The 6221-nt window shown below is 66.7% G+C and carries 6 protein-coding genes; 5 read left to right on the top strand and 1 reads right to left on the bottom strand.

The features are described 5' to 3' along the window. Positions 1-287 precede the first annotated feature (287 nt). The 5 genes from AX676_RS02795 to AX676_RS02780 all read left to right on the top strand — a co-directional run bounded on the left by AX676_RS02795 (position 288) and on the right by AX676_RS02780 (position 5509). The gene (locus tag AX676_RS02795; RefSeq protein WP_066481350.1) at positions 288-1877 is read left to right on the top strand and encodes a cytochrome ubiquinol oxidase subunit I; all 1590 of its coding nucleotides are present in this window, start codon (positions 288-290) and stop codon (positions 1875-1877) included. 24 nt (positions 1878-1901) lie between these two features. After that, positions 1902-3047, top strand: coding sequence for a cytochrome d ubiquinol oxidase subunit II (cydB, locus tag AX676_RS02790; protein WP_066481347.1), 1146 nt, complete (start codon positions 1902-1904; stop codon positions 3045-3047). A gap of 20 nt (positions 3048-3067) precedes the next feature. Continuing rightward, complete coding sequence (cydX, locus tag AX676_RS17000) at positions 3068-3184, top strand: cytochrome bd-I oxidase subunit CydX (RefSeq protein ID WP_082731238.1); 117 nt, start codon at positions 3068-3070, stop codon at positions 3182-3184. A 119-nt stretch (positions 3185-3303) separates the two neighbouring features. Further along, positions 3304-4623 (top strand): oxygen-independent coproporphyrinogen III oxidase, encoded by a 1320-nt coding sequence (gene hemN / locus AX676_RS02785; protein ID WP_066481344.1) that lies wholly within the window; start codon positions 3304-3306, stop codon positions 4621-4623. A gap of 79 nt (positions 4624-4702) precedes the next feature. After that, positions 4703-5509 carry a universal stress protein gene (locus tag AX676_RS02780; RefSeq protein WP_066481341.1) on the top strand — a complete coding sequence of 269 codons (807 nt, stop codon included), beginning with the start codon at positions 4703-4705 and terminating at the stop codon, positions 5507-5509. Positions 5510-5560: 51 nt separating this feature from the next. Here the strand turns inward: AX676_RS02780 and AX676_RS02775 are convergent, their stop codons facing one another. Next, on the bottom strand, positions 5561-6214 hold the full coding sequence (locus AX676_RS02775; RefSeq protein ID WP_066481339.1) for an OmpW/AlkL family protein: 654 nt from the start codon (positions 6212-6214) through the stop codon (positions 5561-5563). Positions 6215-6221: the final 7 nt, after the last annotated feature.

Here is a 6221-nt window from a genome sequence, read left to right as displayed (position 1 = left end):
CGCGCCGCGCATCAGCCCGCCGCCGATCAGCGCCACCAGCGCATCGGCCGGCACCGCCGATCCCGCCGCCAGCGCGGCGATTCCGCTGGCGATGCCCCACGCGAACAACGTCGCGCCCGCCAGGTCGATCAGCCACAGGGCACCGCTTGCGTTAGGTCCTCGCATCCTGAGCCCGCGTCTAAGGCAGGCGGCGACTATGGGAAATCCCGGATAGGCCCCGATTGCGCTGGGACCTAGGGCAGCGGCGGTATCGCGGCGTGGGGCCGTCGAGCGGAGGGACCATCATCATGGACATGGCGGTCGTCGAGCTGTCCAGACTGCAATTCGCCCTGACGGCGATGTATCATTTCCTGCTCGTGCCGCTGACGCTCGGCCTCTCCTTCATGCTCGTCATCATGGAGACGGTCTATGTGATGACCGATCGGCCGATCTGGCGCGACATCACGCGCTTCTGGGGCAAGCTGTTCGGCATCAACTTCGTCCTCGGCGTCGCCACCGGGCTGACGATGGAATTCCAGTTCGGCACCAACTGGTCCTATTATTCGCACTATGTCGGCGACATCTTCGGCGCGCCGCTCGCGATCGAAGGGCTGATGGCGTTTTTCCTCGAAGCGACGTTCGTCGGCATGATGTTCTTCGGCTGGGATCGCCTCAGCAAGCGGATGCACCTGCTTACCACCTTCATGGTCGCGCTGGGCACGAACCTGTCGGCGGTGTGGATCCTCGTCGCCAATGGCTGGATGCAGCACCCGGCCGGTGCCACGTTCAACCCCGATACGATGCGGATGGAAGTCACCGACTTCATGGCGGTGGTGTTCAATCCCGTCGCCCAGGCGAAGTTCGTTCACACGGTGAGCGCGGGCTATGTCACCGCCAGCGTGTTCGTGCTCGGCGTGTCGGCCTGGTACCTGTTGAAGGGTCGCCATCTCGAGCTGGCGAAGCGCAGCTTCGCGGTCGCCGCGGCGTTCGGCATGGCCTCGGCCCTGTCGGTCGTCGTGCTCGGCGACGAGAGCGGCTACACCCTGACCGACAACCAGCGGATGAAGCTCGCCGCGATCGAGGCCGAGTGGCACACCGAGCCGGCGCCGGCGGGCATCGCGGTGTTCGGCCTGCCGTCGAACGAGGGCCGTGAGACGCTCTATGAGGTGAAGATCCCTTATGTCCTGGGTCTGATCGGCACGCGCAGCCTGACCGGACAGATCGAAGGCATCTATCCGCTGGTCGCCAAGGCGCGCGTGCGGATCGAGAACGGCCTGACCGCCTATGACGCGGTCGAGCGGCTCAAGGCCGATCGCACCGACGTGGCGGCGCGCGAAGCCTATGAGCGCGCCAAGGGCGATCTCGGCTATGCGCTGCTGCTGAAACGCTGGGTCGCCGATCCGCGCACCGCCGATGCCGCAACGATCGACAAGGCCGCCTGGTCGACCGTTCCCAACGTGCCGGCACTGTTCTGGCTGTTCCGCGGCATGGCCGGCATGGGCTTTGCGCTGATCGCGTTCTTCGGGGTGGCGCTCTACTACGCCAATGCCCGCCAGTTCGGGCGCAAGTGGTTCCTGCGGCTGGCGCTGTGGATGATCCCGCTGCCCTGGATAGCCGCTGAGGTCGGCTGGGCGGTGGCCGAGATCGGTCGCCAGCCCTGGGCGGTCGACGGCGTGCTGCCGACTTTCCTCGGGGTTTCCAGCCTGACGGTCGCGCAAATCTGGACGACGATCATCGGCTTCACCTTGCTCTACGGCGTGCTGGCGGTGATCGAGGTGCGGCTGCTGCTCGCCACCATCCGGAAGGGCCCGGAAACCTATACGCCCTGGCGGCCGCGCCACGATCCGGTGCCCTATCGCCCCGAACCGAGCCCTCACCACGCCGTCCCGGCCGAATGACGTCCCTACCTGCGGAGACCGACCATGTCGCTTCCCCTCGACTATGAAACGCTGCGCTTGATCTGGTGGGCCCTGCTCGGCGTGCTGCTGATCGGGTTCGCGCTGACCGACGGCTTCGATCTGGGCACCATGGCGCTGCTGCCGTTCATCGCCCGCACCGACGAGGAGCGGCGGATGGTGATCAACAGCGTCGGCGCGACATGGGAGGGCAACCAGGTGTGGTTCATCCTGGGCGGCGGCGCGATCTTCGCCGCCTGGCCCTTCGTGTATTCGGTCAGCTTCTCGGGCTTCTATCTGGCGATGTTCCTGGTCCTGTCGGCGCTGATCCTGCGGCCGGTGGCGTTCAAATATCGTTCGAAGCGCGATGATCCCGCCTGGCGTGCGCGCTGGGACTGGGCTTTGTTCGTCGGTGGGTTCGTGCCGGCGCTGGTGTTCGGCGTCGCGGTCGGCAACGTGTTGCTCGGCGCGCCCTTCCGTCTCGATAGCGACCTGCGGCCGTTCTACGAAGGCAGCCTGCTCGGGCTGTTCACGCCGTTCACCCTGCTCACCGGGCTGTTGTCGGTGGCGATGTTGGCGCTGCACGGGGCAGGCTGGCTGGCGCTGAAGGCCGGGGGCGTGGTGCTCGATCGTGCGCGGCGCTTGGGCCAGATCGCGGCGGTGGCGGCGATCGCGCTGTTCGTCCTCGGCGGGCTGATGGTCGCCTTCACCGGCATGGGTTTCCGCATCGACGGCGCGGCCGATCCGAATGGCCCGTCGAACCCGCACTATTTGAAGGCTGTAGCCGCGGCAGGTGCCTGGCTCGACAATTACAGCCGATATCCGTGGATGGTGCTAGCGCCGGTGCTCGGCCTGTTCGGGCCGCTGCTGGCGCTCGTGGGCATCCGGGGGCGTCGCGACGCGCTGGTGTTCGCCGGATCGAGCGCAGCCAATGTCGGCATCATCGCGACGGTCGGTCTGTCGATGTTCCCCTTCATCCTGCCAAGCGCCATTGATCCCGCGTCGAGCCTGACCGTGTGGACCGCATCGTCGAGCCACCTGACGCTGTTCATCATGCTGCTGGTCACGCTCGTCTTCTTGCCGATCGTGCTCGCCTACACTGCTTGGGCCTACCGCGTGATGTTCGGCCGGGTGACAGCCGAGGAAGTCCGCCTCAACCCCGATTTTTACTGATCGAACAGGGAGTTCACCGCATGTGGTATTTCGCCTGGATTCTCGGCCTCGGGCTCGCGGTCGGCGTCGCGGTGCTCAACGGCATCTGGCACGAGTTTCACACTGATCCGTCCGAGGACAGCACCATGCTTGATTGACCGCCGGCCCGCCCGGACTCCGGGAATCTCCCTAGAGACGGGCTGGCGAATCCCCCGCATCCTCCCATCGGAATCAAGTGACCAAGGAAGCCGGCCTAGCCCCGCGGGAGAAACACAAGATGCACCGTTACCTGCCGCACTTCGCCGCTCGCCCGGTCCCGCGCTACACCAGCTACCCCACTGCGGCCGAATTCACCGACGGCATTGGCGGGCGCGATCAGGCCGATGCGATCGCCGCGATCGCGCCGGGCGATCCGATCTCGCTCTATCTCCACATCCCCTATTGCCACAGCATCTGCTGGTATTGCGGCTGCAACACCGGCGCAGTCGGTCGGGTCGAGCGGCTGACATATTATGTCGAGGCGCTGGTGGCGGAGATCGCCCATGTCGGCCGGCGCTGCGCCGGCCGGGTGCAGGCGGTGCATTTCGGAGGCGGCAGCCCCAACGCGTTGTCGCCGGCGCAGATGCTGACGGTCGCCGGCGCGCTCCGTGCCCATTTCGATCTTTCGCCCGACGCCGAATGGGCGGCCGAGATTGATCCGCGCAGTTTCACCGCCGGTCATGCTAGCGCTCTGAATGCCATGGGGGTCGGCCGGCTGAGCGTCGGCGCGCAGACCTTCGCGCCTATCATCCAGGGAGCCATCGGCCGGATCCAGCCGTTCGCGACCGTGGCCAAGACGATCGCCCTCGCGCGCAATGCCGGGATCGATCGGATCAACCTCGATTTGATGTACGGCCTGCCCGGCCAGTCGCTCGACGACATCGCGGCGACCCTCGCCGCGGCGCGAACGCTGGCGCCCGATCGCGTCGCAATGTTCGGCTACGCCCATATGCCCAAGCTCCTGCCCCGCCAGCGCCGGATCGACGCGTCGACTTTGCCCGAGCCAGAAGCGCGCTTCTGGCAACGGGCGCTGGCGCACGACCTGTTGCTCGAATGGGGGATGCAGGCGATCGGTTTCGATCATTTCGCGCGCCCCGACGACAGTCTGGCGATCGCCGCCCGGACGGGGCAGCTGCGCCGCAACTTCCAGGGCTTCACCGACGATCCGTCGCCGACGCTCATCGGCCTCGGCGCCTCGGCGATCAGCCAGTTCGATGGCCTGATCGTGCAGAACGAGAAACATGTCGGCCGCTATCGGATGCTGGCGGCGAACGGCATCGATGCCGGCGTGCGCGGCGTGCGCCGTGATGCCGAGGACCGGTTGCGCGCCCGGGTGATCGAGCAGCTTCTCTGCACCGGGCGGTTCAATCTCGGCCGCCTGACGGCCGCCATCCGGCCGCCGCGCCACGCCTGGGACGAACTGTGCGACGCCGGTATCGTCACGCGCGACGGCGATGAGGTGAGCGTGACCCCCTCGGGCCAGCCTTACGCCCGGCTGGCGGCCGTGCTGTTCGATCGGCATCGCGGGCCGGAGGCGCGGTTCAGCCAGGCGATCTGACTCCGTAGCATTCCCGATGGAGGGCGGATCGGCCGCGGCCTAGCGTAGCGATCATCCACACATATCGGAGGATCGCGCGATGAAGAACGTGCTGTTCGTGGCTCATGCCGACGCCGGGCAAGAGGCGCGCCTGCAGGCGGCGCTTGACCTGGTCCGCACGATCGGAGGCCATCTGATCTGCGTCGAGGCGACGGTGACGCCGTTCGTCGACGCCGGATTGATCGAGATGGGCGGCTATGCCGTCCTGGCCGGCGAAGAGCGTAGCCGTCAGGACGAGAATCGCGCTGCGATCACCGCGCGGCTGGAGACCGAAGACGTGGCCTGGAGCTGGTCGGATGCGGTCGGCGATCTAGGCGTCGCCATCGAGCGGGCGGCGCGCATGGCTGACGTGGTGGTGCTGAACACGGCGCTGGACGATCCCTTAGGGCAGGAGTTCGGCCGGATCATCGGCGCGTTGTTGGTGGACCTTGACCGGACAGTTCTGGCGGTGCCGCCGTCGATAAGCCGGGTCGACTATCACGGTCACGCGGTTGTCGCGTGGAACGGATCCTCGGCGTGCGAGGCTGCGCTCAGGGTTGCAGTGCCGCTGCTGGCGCGGGCCGAGCGCGTAACGCTGCTCGAACTGGACGGCGAACGAAGTGCCGTGAAAAGCGACGCTGCGGCCATGTATCTGTCCAGGCACGGCGTGAGGAGCACCATCGTGCCGCAAACGGCCGGCGGCCGGCCGATCGGTGAGGCACTGATCGCGGAAACGCTAAAGCTCGGCCCGGACTATCTGGTGATGGGCGGTTATGGCCATTCGCGGCTTCGTGAGGCCTTGTTCGGCGGCGCGACCGCGACCTTCCTCAAACAAGGGCCGGTGCCGGTGCTGCTCGTCCATGGGTGACGAAGAGAAGGCGGGGTGACCGTTCGGCCGCCCCGCCGGGGGAAGGTGGCTTCAAAAGCGCGCGCCGATGCCGACGCCGACAACGATCGGATCGATATGCACGCGCGTGGTATTGATCAGGCCGCCGGTGTCCAGCCGCACCCTTGGATCCATGTCGACATATTTGACGTCGACATTGGCGAAGAAGCGCTTGTTCAGATCAATGTCGACACCGGCCTGCAAGGCATAGCCGACGCTGTCCTTGAGCTTGATCCGGGTCGGCCCGACCGCCGCGACCAGGTCGCTGCCCGCCTTCGTCGCGTAGAAGATCGTGTAGTTGATCCCCGCCCCGATATAGGGCCGCACCTTGCTTTCGGGCAGGAAGTGATACTGCGCGGTCAGCGTCGGCGGCAGTGCCCAGGTGCGGCCAAGGTCGCGCACGCTGCCGATCGCGCCTGCGCCCTCAATGCCGTGGCGGGTGGTCGCCGCGATCAGCTCGAAGCCGATATGGTCGCTTGCCATATAGGTGATGTCGACTTCGGGCATCACCGCCGTCCCTACTTTTACCCGGCCGGTCGGGAAGCTCGGCGCGATGCCGTCGGACGTTCCGGTCGGCGCCACCACGATGCCGCGCAGCCGGACGAGGACGTCGCCCTGCTTCGCCTGCGCCGGTGCCGTGACGGCCAGGGTGGCGATGACCGCCGCGACGGACAAAGATTTCAACATCTCGAAT

Source organism: Sphingomonas sp. CCH21-G11 (assembly GCF_001555965.1).
In the GTDB taxonomy this organism is placed as follows: Bacteria; Pseudomonadota; Alphaproteobacteria; order Sphingomonadales; family Sphingomonadaceae; genus Sphingomonas.
This window is presented reverse-complemented; position numbering and strand designations above follow the sequence as displayed.

Bases quoted from the DNA above. Each gene is read 5' to 3' on its own strand.
- AX676_RS02795 (WP_066481350.1), top strand. From the start codon at position 288: ATGGACATGGCGGTCGTCGAGCTGTCCAGACTGCAATTCGCCCTGACG.
- cydB (WP_066481347.1), top strand. From the start codon at position 1,902: ATGTCGCTTCCCCTCGACTATGAAACGCTGCGCTTGATCTGGTGGGCC.
- cydX (WP_082731238.1), top strand. From the start codon at position 3,068: ATGTGGTATTTCGCCTGGATTCTCGGCCTCGGGCTCGCGGTCGGCGTC.
- hemN (WP_066481344.1), top strand. From the start codon at position 3,304: ATGCACCGTTACCTGCCGCACTTCGCCGCTCGCCCGGTCCCGCGCTAC.
- AX676_RS02780 (WP_066481341.1), top strand. From the start codon at position 4,703: ATGAAGAACGTGCTGTTCGTGGCTCATGCCGACGCCGGGCAAGAGGCG.
- AX676_RS02775 (WP_066481339.1), bottom strand. From the start codon at position 6,214: ATGTTGAAATCTTTGTCCGTCGCGGCGGTCATCGCCACCCTGGCCGTC.